This window comes from Acetomicrobium sp. UBA5826, from assembly GCF_002433005.1.
Taxonomy (GTDB): Bacteria; Synergistota; Synergistia; order Synergistales; family Acetomicrobiaceae; genus Acetomicrobium.
The window spans coordinates 34,111-47,498 of record NZ_DJHF01000022.1 but is presented as its reverse complement, the minus strand read 5'-3'; the positions used below and the strand labels follow the sequence as shown (position 1 = coordinate 47,498).

Below are 13,388 nucleotides of genomic sequence, written 5' to 3'. Positions count from 1 at the left end.
GGTCTTCAGTGCCTATTATTGCTGGCGTTGACATAGGAAATGCTACTACTGAAGTGGCCCTTGCGCGAGTGGAAGATGGCTCGGTGGACTTCATCTCTTCCTCTACTGCCTATACTACGGGAATAAAGGGAACATTGCAGAACGTAACCGGCGTTCGCCGAGCTCTGTCTCTTGCTCTGGAGCAAGCGGGATGGCCACATGAAGATTTCAAAAGGATCGACATAATTCGATTGAACAAGGCAGCTCCTGTGATCGGAGACGTTGCAATGGAGACTATTACCGAAACAATCATTACCGAGTCAACGATGATCGGTCATAATCCATCGACGCCGGGCGGAGTTGGGATTGGCGTTGGAAGGACGATATCGATTTACGATCTCGGAAAGACGAAGCCTGAAGATCCTGTGGTAGTTGTCATTCCAGAAAGCGTTAGTTTTGAAGAGGCTGCAAACATGATCAATCTAGCCTTATCTCGTGGAATAGCCGTCAATGGGGTTATTTGCCAGTCAGACGACGGAGTGCTTATAGCAAACCGGATCAATAAAACTATTCCTATTGTCGACGAAGTCAAGGCAATCGATCGTGTTCCTTTGGGCATGCAGTGCTGTGTGGAGGTAGCTCCTCCGGGAAGATCTGTGGAACTTTTGTCCAATCCTTACGGTATTGCAACTATTTTTGGTTTGTCTTCCGATGAAACTCGTCAGATCGTTCCCGTTGCCAAGGCCCTAATAGGCAACAGGTCAGCCGTTGTGATACGGACACCCTTGGGCGAGGTGAAGGAAAGGCGTATTCCAGCCGGAGAGCTGTATATCCTAGGCCCAACGGGCAAGAGGAGCATCAACATTGACGAAGGCGCCAAGGCGATCATGGAAATTGTTGATGCTAATTGGCCCATTACTGATATTTTTGGCCAACCAGGCACCAACGTTGGGGGAATGATGGAGCGGGTTCGTAAGACCATGTCGGAATTGACGGGTTTGCCTCTGGGGGAGATACACATCAAAGATCTATTGGCAGTCGATACAATGGTTCCCCAGAGAGTCGTGGGAGGCTTGGCAGAGGAATTTGCAATGGAAACCGGAGTGGCTTTGGCCGTAATGGTAGAAGCCCAGGAACTGCCAATGCAAAAATTGGCCTCTGCAATAGAGTCCGATATGGGCGTAAAAGTCGAAATCGGAGGGGTTGAGGCCGAAATGGCAGTTTTGGGAGCATTGACCACTCCCGGAACGGATGCTCCTCTGGCGGTCTTGGATTTGGGTGCTGGCAGCACCGATGCCTCACTGCTCCGCTCTAATAGTCAGGTAGAACTCATTCATCTGGCGGGCGCGGGTAACATGGTTAACACCATAATTTCCAGCGAATTGGGCATAGATGATATGGAGTTAGTCGAGAACATTAAAGAACATCCTCTATGCAAGGTCGAAAGCGTTTTCCACGTCCGCCTCGAGGATGGAACGGTGAGGTTTTTTGAAAAGCCTCTGGCTCCCGAGCTATTCGGTAGAGTTGCCTTGATGATAAAAGAGGACTTTTTAAGTCCGATTTTGTTGGATACATCTATCGAAAAGATCAGGGATGTAAGGAGGAAGGCAAAGAAAGAGGTCTTCGTGACAAATGCTTTAAGGGCTTTAAAGCGTGTCGCCCCGGCACAAAATATACGTCTCATAGATTTTGTGGTGCTCGTCGGAGGTTCTGCTCTGGATTTCGAAATTCCAAGCATGATCACGGAAGAATTGGCCAAGTATTCCGTCGTTGCCGGGAGAGGGAATATCAGGGGTAGTTTAGGGCCGCGCAATGCTGTGGCGACCGGTCTTGTTCTATCGAGCGCTGGGAGGAAGGCTTTATGACTTGGTGCGGTAGATTGGGCGAGATGAAAGAGGAACGACCCACGATTTTGCTGTTGCTTGACGAGTCCTCCAGGTCTATTGCCGGCGAGGTGGGTATCGGTGCCGAGGAAGAGGGGGTTCCTCTGGCATGGGATGTCATGGAGGGAGATGCCAAAAAGCTCGCATGGGAAGCAGCAAATCGATCCCGTTTGCGGGTCGGAATAGGCGTTACTCAAGAAGGGTGTGCCTTAACCTTAGCAAATCTCGATCCGGGGAAGCCATTGATTTATCACGAGGACGGAGGAGCGCTTCGTTGGTTGGGGCAGGCAGCAGCACGTTTGGTCAAAGGCCTTCCCCTGCCCCCAATGCCCCAATTAGCCAAGGGCACTTTCAATAAGGGTAAGGCCCGCGGACAAGCGAGCGAACAAGAGGTTGCTGCAGTAATCGCTAAAGTTTTGCGACAAATGGGTTTGGCTTAGGAAAGGGGGATCCCCAGTGTGCAGGATATTAAGTTAGCCTTGGGGTTCATAGAGACAATAGGGTTGGTGGCTGCCGTAGCTGCTGCAGATGCTGCTTTAAAGGCCGCAAATATTACCCTGATAGGACGAGAAAATTCTCAAGGCGGCATGATGACAGTAAAAATTGCAGGAGACGTAAGTGCAGTGAAAGCTGCCCTATCTGCCGCTAAAGCTGCCTCCGAAGGGGTCAATCGAGTATGGTCAATTGATGTTATCCCAAGGCCCGGACGAGGAATTGGCGAGACATTGGCTTATAACAAAGCGACCTTGGGGTCAGAGGAGTGGCTTGATTCGCTTCTTCCTAGCAAAAAGGCGGAAAAGAGTGAGCCAATCGTTTCAGATGAAAGAGAGACTGAGGACGAAGCAGATCGGAATACACCTCCGAAGCATGATGAAGAATTAAAAGCCGAAGCTACCGAAGTTGAAGAAGATTTTATAAAACCGGAGCAGGACAGAAGGAAGAGATCAAGCAAAACAAGTTCGAAGAAGACGCAGAAAAGGGGCAGTCGAAACGTAAATGTAAATAACAAGGGAGGGGAAGCTCATGACTCAGGAAGCCCTGGGAATGATCGAAACTAGAGGGCTTATCGGTGCTATAGAGGCAGCGGATGCCATGGTAAAAGCTGCAAATGTCCATTTGGCGGGACAGAGGTTTTCAGGAGCTGGATTGGTGACCGTCATGGTAAGAGGTGACGTTGGAGCGGTAAAAGCAGCTGTCGATGCAGGAGTGGCCGCTGCATCGAGAGTGGGAGAAGTCGTGTCGTCCCATGTCATCCCAAGACCGCATACAGATACCGAGGGCATATTACCCCATGAAGAGGCTCCCAAGACCGAGCCAGTTGATGTGCAAAGGGATTAGTTCGATTGCTTTGCAAAGAGAAAATGCTATCTAAGAGGATGTGTTAATTATGGATGAGGCTCTGGTGAGGGAGGTTGTCCGTAGATTATTGGACAGGCTTGACTCGGATCCGACGCAGGTTGTAGCCGGAGTTAGCAATCGTCATATTCATCTTACGGAAGTGGATGTCAAGATCTTGTTTGGTGAAGATTATATGTTGACCAAAGTCCGCGATCTTCGTCAGCCGGGGCAATATGCATGTAAGGAGACGGTTACTTTGGCCACAGCGGGCGGGGTATTGGAAAACGTCCGCATTTTGGGGCCTACCAGGAAAAACACGCAGGTTGAGATGGCGCCTTCGGATGCTAGAAAGTTGCATATCGACATACCTCTGGTTAAGAGCGGGTCATCTCAACCCTGCCCTCCCCTTGTCGTAATCGGACCAAATGGGCACATAGTTTTAAAGAAAGGCGTAGGCATGGCTTGGCGTCATATGCACCTTTCTCCCTCAGAAGCAGAAACCCTTGGCCTAAAAGACGGCCTGGAGGTAGACGTGGAGGTGGGGGGAGATCGGGGGCTTATTTTCAAAAGGGTGTGGGTTAGAGTAGGTCCAAATATGGTGAGCGAGTTTCATGTGGACATAGATGAGGCAAATGCCTGTGGCTTGAAAACAGGCGATTACGTGAGGGTTTTGGTATGACTTACGGAAATCAAAGCGTCTTGCATGGTGATTTAATCGACGAAAATGTCCTAGGTAAGCTTGCATCTATCGATCAAGCCTTCGGCGGCAGCGAGCCTTTGGCAGATTGGGAGGAGCTTTACCTCGGCTTCGATCTGGGCACCACTAACATGAAGCTTGTCGCATTGAATGAGCAGGGTCAGCCTGTTACCGCTGCTTTATACGACTCCCGTTCTTCCATACGCGATGGCGTAATAGTGGATTATATCGCCGCCATCGATGGCATGGAACATTGCCTGATGACATTGAGAGAGCGTTTGGGAGTCGATGAATTTCCCGGAGTGGGCGCATCGGCCTACCCGCCGGGGATTTCCAGAAGGACTGCCGAAGTGTGTGCTAATGTGGTAGAGGCCTTGGGATTTTCATGCCTCGGCCTCTACGAGGAACCCGTGGTTGCGGCGGTAGCTTTGGGTTTAAAAAGGGGAGCAATAATAGATATAGGCGGAGGCACGACGGGCATAGCTGTGATTTCAGATGATGAAGTGGTGTATTCTGCTGACGAGCCAACAGGGGGTACCCATGTAACGTTAGTTATTGCCGGCGCTTTGGGCATATCATTCGACGAAGCCGAAAGATTAAAACGTGACGTAAATTCCCACAAAAAAGTCTTTAATATAGTCCGTCCCGTATTTGAAAAGATGGGTTTGATTGCAAAGGACCATCTTACCAAAAGCGGCTTTCTCGGGAGAGTGCCGGTCGTAGTCGTTGGCGGTGGAGCAAATATGCAAGGTGCCTCGGAAGTTATATCTAAGGTATTGGGAGTTGAGGCTACCTTGGCTCCATATCCATTGGTTGTGACCCCTAGCGGAATTGCTGAATGCCTGTGGAGGCGATGTCATGGGGGATATTGTAAGTAACGTACGCGATATCGTGATGAAAAGGGTATTTATGCCCAGGGTAGGGGTTCTATGGTCTTCGGAAGGACCCAAAATGTATCAATGGCAATCATGTGACGAGGTGACATGGGTGCATTATGTGCCAAAGAATTTTTCCGAGGCATTTAAAGTCGACAATAATCCCCGTTATTTCGTGGAATCCCTGGAAGACCCGCGGCGTGAATCTGCTACGTTATCGGCCTTGGCGATACCGATGGCCTCCATGCAGCTGATTTCCGAAATATATTTGGGAATCCCCTATTCTGCTGCCGGGTTGCTCGTCGATGGTTGCCTTGAAAAGGGCATGCCGATCGTGCTCCATGTTGGCGCCGTCAAGTGTCATCCGGAAACGACTGCGGCGAAGAAAGGCACCTTTGAAGATATTTTATTGAAACTTTCCAAAAAGGGCATAGCTGTAATTGCTGGCGATGAATTCGTTACAAAAGAAGGCACGGTCAGCAAAACCTTGTATGTCGAAGAGGAAGGCTGGATAAGTTGGTGTGAAATAGCAGATCGTCTGTCAGGCGTTTGTAGAGTGCTTTTGGGCAAGAAGGCTCGTTTGACCGATGAGGCTTTGGACAGACTCCGGTCTCTCGGAATTAAAGTGGAGGAGAGATGACGATGGCCCTTCAATGGGAGCTCATAATTGCACCCTCCCCTTCATGTAAGAGGATTTTGATGAACCGAATTATGAAAAGTATGCCTGTTGATCAAAAGGAGCTGCTCAACAGAGTGAAGTGGGGCGCAGTTTTACTATTGCAGGGAATGATAGCACAGACGATAGCTGCTGTAGATATAGCTACTGACATCGCTTCAGTAGAGGCATTTGAGGTAATGGGAAATTGTCCTCAGCACATGCCGGCTGTAGCTATTGTCGGGTCTGTGGGCGAAGTGGAAAGGGCTCTTGAAGCTTTAAAGAGTGGGGGTAAATTGCTGTGAAGCTGGGCAAGGTGATAGGTCAAATTGTTTCGACCCGTAAAGATGAAAGGCTTGTAGGCCATAAATTGCTGCTTGTTCAATTTCTGGAACCGACAAAGGATGGAAAACTTGCGATTGCCCGTAGCAACGGTCGCGTCGAAGTTTCCGTTGATCTTGTGGGCGCAGGTGTGGGAGAGACGGTCCTTCTCTGTTCGGGCAGCTCGGCCAGAAATGCTACCGGAGTAATAGATGCTCCAATTGACTACGCCATCGTGGGAATTATCGATACCGTTGACGTGTTTTACGACGAATAGGTGCAGGAGCCGTAGAGGGTTATGGTGAGAATATATACCAAAAGGGGCGACTTGGGAGAAACGTCTCTCTACGATGGTACCAAGGTCAGAAAAGACGATCCAAGGATCATCTTAAACGGCACCTTGGATGAAGTGACCTGCGCTTTGGGAATTGCGCGATCTAAGGCCATGCCTAAGGTTTCAGGCTGGATTTGTGAGCTTCAGTCGGAGCTAATATTGGTCATGGCTTACATAGCGCGCGGGCAAGCCCAAAGGCAAAAACCTTCACCCCAGGAACTAGAAAAACGCATCGATCTCCTCATAAGTGAGTATCCCTTTTTTAATCAGTTCGTGCTCCCAGGTGACGACGAGGTAAGTTCGACGCTTCACCTTGCGAGGTCCTTTGCTAGGAGGGCGGAAAGGGTAGGGCTGCAGGCCTTGGAATTGAATTTAATAGACAGCGAGACTTATATGTATTTGAACCGCCTTTCTGATTATATATATGCTCTTGCTATCTCGGCACATTGGGAAAGCGTTATAAACAGAGTCACAAAAAAGGTGGTGTTAAAAATGGGACAACAGGCGGATATGGGTTCAAAACCTTTAAATGCGGATGTGGCGCGTAAGCTGATGAATGCAGGGCGTAATAAAGCCAACGAGATAGGCGTCCCCATGGCGATGGCAGTGTGTGATGCCTTCGGCCTTCTAGTGGCTTTTGAAAGGATGGAGGGAGTGCTTCAAGTCAGCTTAGGCCTTGCCCCAAAGAAGGCTTCCACCGCCATAAAACTTAAGATGCCGACGGGCAATTTGGCTGAATTGGTGCAACCGGGTAAAGAATTGTACGGACTTCAGAATGACCCTGAGCTCGTAGTATTTGGCGGCGGCTTGTTGCTAAAAAATGGCGAAGAAATAGTTGGAGCCGTTGGGGTAAGCGGAGGATCAGTCAAAGAGGACACGATCGTGGCTGAAGCCATGGTAAAGGCGTGGGAGAGCTAGGAGGGGTTTACATGAACACGACAATCGAAGTCGATGATCTCGTTAAAAAAATTGTGGCAAGAGTTGCCAGCGAGCTAGCTCGCGAAGAGGCAAAACCTCCCACCTCTGTAAACCAGATCGTTGAAGCTGCAGTCAAAGCTCAGAGGGCCTGGCAGTGGGATTTCAACCTGGAAAGTCGAACGAGGGTAATTTCAGCCTTAAAATCAAAACTCTTGCCCCATGCTGAGGAATTGGCCAAAATTGCGCGAGACGATACTAATATGGGTCGTCTAGACGATAAAATATTAAAGAAGAAACTTGCAATTACCAAGACGCCGGGGCCTGAATACTTCACTACCAGGGCAATATCAGGCGACAATGGCCTTATACTGGAAGAGCTGGCTCCCTTTGGAGTTATAGCCTCGATAACGCCCTCCACCAATCCGGTCGCTACCGTAATAAACAATACTATCTGCATGTTGTCGGGAGGCAACGGGGTAGTATTCTCACCCCACCCAGGTGCATTGCGTTGTACCTTAAGAACCGTAGAGCTGATCAGAGACATTTTGGCCGAGGAGGGGGCGCCAGTCGAGGTGGTATCGACGTTAAGCGATGCGTCGCTGGATAGCTTAAAGGAGTTAATGTCCCATCCGGACATTAAGCTGATATCGGCCACAGGAGGCCCCGGAGTGGTAAAGGCAGCCCTTTCTTCAGGCAAGCCTGCCATAGGAGCAGGCCCCGGCAACCCTCCGGTCCTGGTCGACGAGACGGCGCATCTCGAAAAAGCTGCCAAGGACGTAATCGCAGGTGCTTCCTTTGACAACAACCTTCCATGCATCGCGGAAAAGGAACTGATAGCCGTCAATTGTATCGCCGACGAGCTGAAAGATCTAATGTGCCATAACGGGGCGTACGAATTAAAGGATCGATCGAAGATAGATGCTTTGGTCGACCTGGTGTTGACAAAGGATCACAAGATAAAAAAGGATATGGTTGGCAAAAATGCCTCAGTATACCTGGAAAAGTTGGGCATTACCCCTCCTCCCAATGTGCGGCTTATATTAGTCGAATGTGACGAAAGACATCCCTTCGTCCAGGAAGAGCTCATGATGCCGATACTTGCCATGGTAAGGGTTGCCGATTTCAAAGAGGGACTGGCCATGGCAAAGCGCGTAGAACACGGCTTCAAGCATTCTGCCATAATCCACAGCTCCAACATAGACAACATGAGCGACATGGCAAAGGCAATGGAGACGTCGATGTTCGTCAAAAATGCACCCTCATTTGCATCTATAGGCGTTGGAGGTGACTGCCCCACGGCATTTACCATAGGAACGACCACCGGAGATGGCCCGACTACGCCGCTGTCCTTCTGCAGGCTGCGCCGTTGCGTCCTTCACGGAGCGTTTCGCATAGTTTAGGCAGGCGAAACCTATGACTAAGGATGAATTGACAGAGCTTGTAAGACATGCAGGTGTTGTGGGAGCTGGAGGAGCGGGATTCCCCACCCATGTGAAGCTTCAGGCTACAGGTATAGATACCTATGTCATAAACGGCGCTGAATGCGAGCCGCTCCTTTACGTAGATCAGACCTTGATGTTAAGTTGGGCCTCCTATTTGATAGCTGCATCTCAGGCTATATCGTCTGCCATGGGGTGTAAGGTCGTTTTTGGGGTAAAACAAAAACATGGCGACTGCATAAGCGCCTTGCAGGCTGCAGGAGGCGATGTATGCGTTTTAGGCGATTACTACCCGGCCGGAGATGAGGTTATCCTGCTTCACGAGTGCGTTGGCCGTATTGTCCCTGAGGGTGGCTTGCCCCTCCATGTGGGCGCCATCGTAAACAACGTAGAGACGCTTTACAATATAGGTCGGGCTTTAGAGGGAAAACCCGTAACTCATAGCTTCGTTCAGGTCGGAGGAGCGGTCAGTTCTCCAGGTGTATGGAGCGTCCCCCTTGGAGTGGAGGCCTCAAAGTTGGTCGAGGCTGCCGGGGGACCGACCATTGATGAGCCCGTGTTTGTGGACGGTGGCCCAATGATGGGGCAATATCACAAAGATGCAAATTTCCCCGTCACCAAGATGACAAAGGCCATATTGGTACTGCCATCAAACTCCGCCTTTGCAAGGTACGAGAACATGCCGGTCAGCGTAATGCTTAGGCAGGCTCGTGTGGCCTGTTGCCAATGTAACGAATGTACCATGGTTTGTTCTCGCTATCTTATAGGCTACGACCTTCGTCCTCATAAGATTATGCAGGCCATGGCTTATGAATCCATGAGATTGCCTGAAATAGTCCAGTCGGCCATGCTTTGTTCGGAATGCAATTTGTGCAGCGGCCTTTATGCATGTCCCATGCACCTTTCCCCAAGGCGGGTAAATCAGGTGATAAAGGGAGCCATGAGGCAACAGGGGGTAAAGCCACAGTTCGAGAAAAAGGCGATATATCCTAGAGCAGAAAGGCCCTTCAGGTTGGTCCCGACCAAGAGGTTGATGTCGCGTCTGGGTTTGGACACATACGACGTACATCCTCCCTTTAACGGCGAGTTTGTGGCTGAAAGGGTGATAATACCTCTTAAACAACATACCGGTGCACCGTCTGTTCCCGTCGTGTCGTTGCACGATGAGGTTCAGGAGGGAGATTTGATAGCCAAGCTGCCGGATAATGCCTTGGGAGCTAACGTCCATGCCTCTATCAGCGGCTTGGTCGAGGAGATAACCTCGGAATATATTGCAATTAGGGCTTCAAGCCTGTAGGGGGATGGTTGTCATGGAAAGGGCTATAGGAACTTTCGAGCTTATTAGCGTAGCCAGGGGTGTGGCAACAGTAGACGCGATGCTTAAGGCTGCAAACGTGAAACTTTTTCATGCCTCGCCAATATGCCCCGGGAAATACCTGATCGTGGTATGGGGACAGGTGGGTGCCGTCAGAAACGCCTTAAACGCAGGAAAGCAAGTGGCGGAGGAGATGTTGACAGACGAGATGCTGCTTCCAAACGTTCACCCTTCCGTCTTTCCTGCCCTGGCATGCACTACAGAGGTGGGCGATATGGGAGCATTGGGTGTGGTAGAAGCGTTGGCTGCTCCCTGTATCATAGAGGCAGCAGATGCAGCTGCCAAGGCTGCTAAGGTAGTTTTGATAGAGATCAGGTTGGGAAGGGGCATGGGGGCTAAGTCCTTCTTCTCCATGGGAGGAGATATTTCTGAGGTCAAGATGGCCCTTACTGTCGCCAAAGAGTTGGTCGCAAGCAAGGGTTTGCTTGTGGATACCTCTTTTATCCCCAATCCCCATCCCGATCTGAAGGGTGCAGTTTTGTAACCTATTTTAAACTTATAAGGAGGAATTGGAATGACCAGGATAATGATAGCCCCGGGCAGGTATGTCCAGGGGGCAGGGGCAATGAACGAGGTCGGAAAGCACGTAGCATTGCTGGGCAAAAAGGCACTGGTGCTTGGTGGAAAACGAGGGCTAGATTCCGTTAGGGATGCCATGAAGAAAAGTTTTTCCGAAAGCGGCATAGAATATTTTGAAGAGCACTTTGGCGGGGAATGCTGCGACCAGGAAATTGACAGGTTAACGGCGATTGCCAAACAAAGCGGTGCTGACGTTATAGTTGGCGTTGGCGGAGGAAAGGCGCTCGATACCGCCAAGGCCGTTGCCGAGTACATGAAGGTCCCCGTGGCCTCAATACCCACCATAGCAGCAACGGACGCTCCTTGCAGTGCGCTGGCCGTCATCTATACACCTGAAGGCGTATTTGAAAGGTATTTCGTCCTTCCTCATAATCCCAATTTGGTGTTGGTGGATACCAATATAATTGCTAAAGCTCCAACCAGGTTGCTCGTATCCGGCATGGGAGACGCCTTAGCTACGTGGTTTGAGGCAGAAGCGTGCAGCTTCACGAAGGCCCCCAACATGCCAGGAGGCGAGGGGACTGCCGCAGCACTGGCCTTGGCTAAACTCTGTTATGAATTGTTATTGGAATACGGCTTGGATGCCAAGATCGCCTGCGAAGCCCATGCCGTGACTCCTGCATTGGAAAAGATCGTCGAAGCCAATACCCTGCTTTCCGGCTTGGGGTTTGAAAGCAGCGGGCTTGCCGCCGCTCATGCGGTCCACGATGGCATGACAGTCCTAGAAGAGACGCATAAAGCCTATCATGGGGAGAAGGTATCCTTTGGCACGTTGACGCAGTTGGTGCTTCAGGACGCAGATCCTGACACCATATATGAGGTGCTGGATTTCGCATGCTCAATTGGTCTTCCGGTAACACTAAAGCAGCTTGGACTTAAGGAGGTAAGCTACGAGAAATTGTTCCCGGCTGCTGAAGCTGCCTGTGCGGAAGGCACCACGATGGCAAATATGCCGTTCAAAGTGACCCCCGATATGGTCGTAAATGCCATGCTTGGCGCCGATGCATTGGGAAGGGCCTTCTTGGAAGAGTAAGATACTTAAATGACATAGCTAGTCGGTCCCCGCAATGAAATTTGTAAGCGGGGACCATTTTTTGTCCGTACATCGAGCCTGTACTTAAAACTATTTTAATAAGCTAAACCATATTTGTGATGTTGAAAGATAGTTAATGTTGTATAATGAACAAAGGTTATCTGTCGGTTTTCTACTGTGTGAATGACTTATTTCTGCTGTATCATCGTTAGGGGGTTTATTAATGATTCGTCATCGACTGGGGCTTGTGGTCAATCCCATTGCCGGCATGGGAGGCAGATTGGGGTTAAAAGGTACCGACGGCGAGGAGGTCTTGAGGATCTGCAGGGAAAGGGGGGCGATAGCTGAGGCGCCCAAAAAGGCCGTAGAAGCGCTCCTCCGGCTAGCCCCCTTAAAAAACGAAATAGAGATAGTCACATACGCTGGAGAGATGGGCGAGATCGAGGCAAAAGATGCAGGTTTTAACCCTACCGTTATAGGCAAGATTACCCCGGGAGATACGACCTCGGAAGACACAAAGAAGGCGGCAAGAGAAATAGCAGATTACGGCGTTGAACTTTTATTGTTCGCGGGCGGAGACGGAACTGCCAGAGACATATATTCGGCTATAAAAGAAAAAAGGCAACCTGTTTTGGGAATTCCGGCGGGCGTTAAAATCCATTCCGGAGTATTCGCTATAAATCCAAGGAGAGCGGGCGAGCTTGCTCTCCTTTATTTGCAGGGAAAGACAAAGGATGTAAAGGAAGCGGAAGTCATGGATATAGACGAAGAGGCCTTCCGCAAAGGCCGGGTTAGTGCTGCCCTTTACGGATATTTGTTCATTCCTCACGAGAGGACTTTCGTTCAAAGCAAGAAGGCGGGGCAAGCAGCTTCTGACACGATGGACCTGGAGGGAATATCCTATTACATTTTGGATCATATGGAGAAGCACAAGGATGCCCTTTACATTTTGGGCCCCGGCACAACAACGAGGGCCATTAAAGAGAAGTTGGGAGAAGGCTACACGTTGCTTGGTGTTGACGTCGCCAAGGGCAAGCGACTTGTAGCCTTCGATGCCGACGAAGAAAAGTTGCTCGAAATTTTATCGGATGCCAAAGAAGCCTTTATAGTCGTCACGATAATTGGGGGACAGGGATATATATTTGGAAGGGGCAATCAACAGATCAGTCCAAAGGTTATAAGAAAGGTCGGCCTTGACAACCTCATCGTAATTTCGACGCGCAACAAGGTATCGGCCTTAGGCCATAATCCCCTTCTGGTCGACACGGGAGACGAAGAGCTGGATCGGGCACTCTGCGGATATATTAGAGTGGTTACGGGATATCTCGAGCAACGCATTATGAAAGTCTCAGCTTAAATTTAAGGGAGGAGGTTTTGGCGTGGAGTTAAGTGAAATAACGTCATCCCTACACAGGGCACTGTCAGAACTTTTGTCCATTAGCGAGCTTAAATCAAAGGACATACTCGTCGTTGGATGCAGTACCAGCGAGATTTTGGGAAAAAAGATAGGTTCGGCATCGAATCTTGAGATTGCCAAGGCTGTTATGGACGGCATTAGGCCTCTTGTCAGGAAATTTGATTTATACCTCGCAGTGCAGTGTTGTGAGCATTTGAATAGATCTCTTGTCGTAGAGGGAGAGTGCGCTGAGAAATATCAGCTCGAGATTGTTACCGTCCTGCCCCACCTCAAAGCCGGTGGTGCCCTGGCGGTGACGGCTTACGGAGAATTCGAAGACCCAAGGGTAGTTGAAGGCATAAGGGGTCATGCGGGAATCGACATTGGAGATACAATGATAGGAATGCATCTCAAACATGTTGCTGTCCCGGTCAGGAGCGAGATTAAAAAGATTGGCGCTGCCAACCTGGTCATGGCAAGAACGAGACCGAAATTAATTGGAGGAGAGAGGGCTCAATATCCCTCTTACTACAAAAAATGATCTCATCAATACCAAAAGCAAAAGC

At 49.9% G+C, this 13,388-nt stretch carries 16 protein-coding genes; all 16 read left to right on the top strand.

What is annotated here, in order from left to right; translation table 11 throughout:
• The first annotated feature begins 8 nt into the window (after nucleotides 1-8).
• The 16 genes from B3N34_RS07725 to B3N34_RS07650 all read left to right on the top strand — a co-directional run bounded on the left by B3N34_RS07725 (nucleotide 9) and on the right by B3N34_RS07650 (nucleotide 13,363).
• A complete protein-coding gene (locus B3N34_RS07725) occupies nucleotides 9-1,844 on the top strand; it encodes a diol dehydratase reactivase subunit alpha (protein WP_286976512.1) in 1,836 nt (611 codons plus the stop codon).
• Nucleotides 1,841-2,302: a glycerol dehydratase reactivase beta/small subunit family protein gene (locus B3N34_RS07720; RefSeq protein WP_286976509.1), complete on the top strand. Its 462-nt coding sequence runs from the start codon at nucleotides 1,841-1,843 to the stop codon at nucleotides 2,300-2,302. Before B3N34_RS07725 ends, B3N34_RS07720 begins: the two co-directional genes overlap by 4 nt.
• A gap of 18 nt (nucleotides 2,303-2,320) precedes the next feature.
• Nucleotides 2,321-2,920 carry a BMC domain-containing protein gene (locus B3N34_RS07715; RefSeq protein ID WP_286976508.1) on the top strand — a complete coding sequence of 200 codons (600 nt, stop codon included), beginning with the start codon at nucleotides 2,321-2,323 and terminating at the stop codon, nucleotides 2,918-2,920.
• Nucleotides 2,886-3,200, top strand: coding sequence for a BMC domain-containing protein (locus B3N34_RS07710; protein ID WP_091461701.1), 315 nt, complete (start codon nucleotides 2,886-2,888; stop codon nucleotides 3,198-3,200). Before B3N34_RS07715 ends, B3N34_RS07710 begins: the two co-directional genes overlap by 35 nt.
• Nucleotides 3,201-3,249: 49 nt before the next feature.
• Entirely contained in the window at nucleotides 3,250-3,879 is a 630-nt protein-coding gene (locus tag B3N34_RS07705) for a PduL/EutD family phosphate acyltransferase (RefSeq protein ID WP_091461700.1), read from the top strand.
• Nucleotides 3,876-4,775 carry an ethanolamine utilization protein EutJ gene (gene eutJ / locus B3N34_RS07700; RefSeq protein ID WP_286976501.1) on the top strand — a complete coding sequence of 300 codons (900 nt, stop codon included), beginning with the start codon at nucleotides 3,876-3,878 and terminating at the stop codon, nucleotides 4,773-4,775. The genes B3N34_RS07705 and eutJ overlap by 4 nt, the downstream gene beginning before the upstream one ends.
• Nucleotides 4,756-5,412, top strand: a complete 657-nt coding sequence (locus B3N34_RS07695; protein WP_286976499.1) for a hypothetical protein — start codon at nucleotides 4,756-4,758, stop codon at nucleotides 5,410-5,412. Before eutJ ends, B3N34_RS07695 begins: the two co-directional genes overlap by 20 nt.
• A 2-nt stretch (nucleotides 5,413-5,414) precedes the next feature.
• Nucleotides 5,415-5,732, top strand: a complete 318-nt coding sequence (locus B3N34_RS07690) for a hypothetical protein (protein WP_286976496.1) — start codon at nucleotides 5,415-5,417, stop codon at nucleotides 5,730-5,732.
• On the top strand, nucleotides 5,729-6,025 hold the full coding sequence (locus B3N34_RS07685; RefSeq protein ID WP_213699143.1) for a EutN/CcmL family microcompartment protein: 297 nt from the start codon (nucleotides 5,729-5,731) through the stop codon (nucleotides 6,023-6,025). Before B3N34_RS07690 ends, B3N34_RS07685 begins: the two co-directional genes overlap by 4 nt.
• A gap of 21 nt (nucleotides 6,026-6,046) precedes the next feature.
• Nucleotides 6,047-7,000, top strand: a complete 954-nt coding sequence (locus tag B3N34_RS07680) for a cob(I)yrinic acid a,c-diamide adenosyltransferase (RefSeq protein WP_213699094.1) — start codon at nucleotides 6,047-6,049, stop codon at nucleotides 6,998-7,000.
• An 11-nt stretch (nucleotides 7,001-7,011) separates the two neighbouring features.
• Complete coding sequence (locus B3N34_RS07675) at nucleotides 7,012-8,400, top strand: aldehyde dehydrogenase family protein (RefSeq protein WP_213699093.1); 1,389 nt, start codon at nucleotides 7,012-7,014, stop codon at nucleotides 8,398-8,400.
• A gap of 13 nt (nucleotides 8,401-8,413) precedes the next feature.
• Nucleotides 8,414-9,736, top strand: coding sequence for a 4Fe-4S dicluster domain-containing protein (locus tag B3N34_RS07670; RefSeq protein WP_286976491.1), 1,323 nt, complete (start codon nucleotides 8,414-8,416; stop codon nucleotides 9,734-9,736).
• 13 nt (nucleotides 9,737-9,749) lie between these two features.
• Nucleotides 9,750-10,298, top strand: coding sequence for a BMC domain-containing protein (locus tag B3N34_RS07665; protein ID WP_213699091.1), 549 nt, complete (start codon nucleotides 9,750-9,752; stop codon nucleotides 10,296-10,298).
• Nucleotides 10,299-10,328: 30 nt separating this feature from the next.
• Nucleotides 10,329-11,426: a glycerol dehydrogenase gene (locus B3N34_RS07660; RefSeq protein WP_213699090.1), complete on the top strand. Its 1,098-nt coding sequence runs from the start codon at nucleotides 10,329-10,331 to the stop codon at nucleotides 11,424-11,426.
• 223 nt (nucleotides 11,427-11,649) lie between these two features.
• Nucleotides 11,650-12,783 (top strand): ATP-NAD kinase family protein, encoded by a 1,134-nt coding sequence (locus B3N34_RS07655; protein ID WP_286976485.1) that lies wholly within the window; start codon nucleotides 11,650-11,652, stop codon nucleotides 12,781-12,783.
• 22 nt (nucleotides 12,784-12,805) lie between these two features.
• Nucleotides 12,806-13,363, top strand: coding sequence for a TIGR01440 family protein (locus tag B3N34_RS07650; RefSeq protein WP_286976482.1), 558 nt, complete (start codon nucleotides 12,806-12,808; stop codon nucleotides 13,361-13,363).
• Nucleotides 13,364-13,388: the final 25 nt, after the last annotated feature.